The organism is Saccharothrix deserti, from assembly GCF_009769385.1.
Lineage (GTDB): Bacteria > Actinomycetota > Actinomycetes > Mycobacteriales > Pseudonocardiaceae > Actinosynnema > Actinosynnema deserti.
The window spans coordinates 1-546 of record NZ_VKAB01000173.1; the positions used below are offsets into that span (position 1 = coordinate 1).

Here is a 546-nt window from a genome sequence, read left to right on the forward strand (position 1 = left end):
TACAGAGGTTGAAAGGCTGGCATTACGGCGGTTCTGGCTCGAGGTTCAGTCCGGTGTGGGCGAAGAAGGCGTCGATCAGTTCGGGCCGGTACTGGATTCGCTTGAGTCGGTTCTTCACGATCGCGGCCAGGTGGTCGATGCCGTGGACGATGAGGTTGCCCAGGCTGCGCTTGAGGTGTGACCACACGTGCTCGGTCGGGTTCAGTTCCGGGGCGTAGGGCGGTAGCCGGATGACGTGCAACCAGTCCCGGGCCGCGATCAGGTCGCGCATGGCGTGGCTGATGTGGGTGTTGAGGTTGTCCCAGACGAGTACGACGGGGCCGTCGAGTTGCTGGTGGGCGGCGTCGAGCAGGGCGGCGTAGTCGGTCTCGGCGAAGCTGCGCCGCTCGCCCTTGCGGCCACGGTGGATCAGGGTGCGATAGATCAACCGGGGGCGGTGTCCGGGCCGGACGCACACCAGTCCGGCGATCGACACCCGGCCCGAGCCCTTGCCCGAGACCGCCACCGTCGGAGTCCGTCCACGCCGCCCCCAGGTGCGGGCTTTCG

The 546-nt window shown here is 67.4% G+C and carries 1 protein-coding gene; it reads right to left on the reverse strand.

Annotated elements, in window-relative coordinates; translation table 11 throughout:
• Positions 1-22: 22 nt before the first annotated feature.
• Positions 23-546 (reverse strand): transposase (locus FM051_RS50075; protein WP_238413281.1); only part of this gene is annotated, 524 nt, incomplete at its 5' end.